The 250-nt window shown below is 61.6% G+C and carries 1 pseudogene; it reads left to right on the top strand.

The features are described from left to right. A pseudogene (locus tag KZZ06_RS21715) lies at positions 1–250 on the top strand (plasmid recombination protein); the annotation flags it as partial.

The following is a 250-nucleotide window of genomic DNA, read 5'->3' as shown; positions in this document are numbered from 1 at the left end:
CACCACGGACGCCATAGGGAGAAAGACCCGCAAGGACGCCCTGTGCCTGCTTGGTGGCGTTTTCTCTGCCCCGGACGGCACTGACCCGGTTGCATGGGTGCGGATCAAGGGCGATGCCCTGGAATGGCTCCAAGGGCGCTATGGCGACCGCCTGCAAACGGTGCTGGAGCACACAGACGAATCACACCCTCATTGTCATTTCTACGTTGTGCCTCGCCCTGGTGAGAGCTTTGATGCGATCCACGACGGC

It is taken from the genome of Sulfitobacter sp. CW3, assembly GCF_019392245.1.
Classification (GTDB): domain Bacteria; phylum Pseudomonadota; class Alphaproteobacteria; order Rhodobacterales; family Rhodobacteraceae; genus Sulfitobacter.
The sequence above is the reverse complement of the archived record's forward strand: the minus strand, read 5'-3'. Positions and strand labels throughout refer to the sequence as shown.